The organism is Marinobacter iranensis (genome assembly GCF_029207565.1).
GTDB lineage: Bacteria > Pseudomonadota > Gammaproteobacteria > Pseudomonadales > Oleiphilaceae > Marinobacter > Marinobacter iranensis.
The window spans coordinates 1-269 of sequence record NZ_JANCMW010000177.1 but is presented as its reverse complement, the minus strand read 5'-3'; the positions used below and the strand labels follow the sequence as shown (position 1 = coordinate 269).

The 269-nt window shown below is 72.5% G+C and carries 1 protein-coding gene; it reads left to right on the top strand.

From position 1 onward, the window contains the following. Positions 1-269 (top strand): Ig-like domain-containing protein (locus NLU14_RS21920; RefSeq protein WP_275710598.1); only part of this gene is annotated, 269 nt, incomplete at both ends.

Genomic DNA, 269 nt, shown 5'->3' with positions numbered 1-269 from the left:
CGACAGTGACCGGCACCGGCGAGGCGGGCGCGACGCTGGTCGTGCGAAGCCCGGCCGGAACGGTGCTCGGCACCGTGACGGTGGCCGCCGATGGCAGCTATTCGGTCACGCTCTCGGTTCCGCAGACCAATGGCGAGGTGCTGACCGTTCGCCAGACCGATCCCGCCGGCAACCCCTCGCCCGACCTGCACACGACGGCGCCCGACATCACCGCGCCGACCGGGCTGACCGCCACGGTCAACGGCACCGGCACGATCGTGACCGGCACC